Raw genomic sequence first — 310 nt, 5'->3', positions numbered from 1 at the left:
CTGCTCAACAACGCGCTGAAATTCACCGACAGTGGGCGAATCATCCTGCGCGTCAAACTCGACAGCCGCGACGGTGAGCGCGTGATGTTGCACTGGCAAGTCTCTGACACTGGCAAAGGCATCTCCCACGACGACCAGCAACACCTGTTTGAGCCTTTTTATCAGGCCGATGGTAATACTCACGTGGTCGCCGGTACCGGCTTGGGCCTGTCCATCTGCAAGCGCTTGATGCACCTGATGAACGGCAGCATGCGAGTGGTGAGCGAACCGGGCCTGGTAAGCAGCTTTACCTTGCACCTGCCCCTTGAGC

1 protein-coding gene is annotated in these 310 nt (G+C 58.1%); it reads left to right on the top strand.

Annotation, left to right across the window (positions count from 1 at the left end; translation table 11 throughout):
* The coding region (locus EE949_RS05165; RefSeq protein ID WP_241152844.1) for an ATP-binding protein at window positions 1-310 on the top strand (310 nt) is incomplete at both ends.

It is taken from the genome of Pseudomonas viridiflava, from assembly GCF_900602065.1.
Lineage (GTDB): Bacteria > Pseudomonadota > Gammaproteobacteria > Pseudomonadales > Pseudomonadaceae > Aquipseudomonas.
The sequence above is the reverse complement of the archived record's forward strand: the minus strand, read 5'-3'. Positions and strand labels throughout refer to the sequence as shown.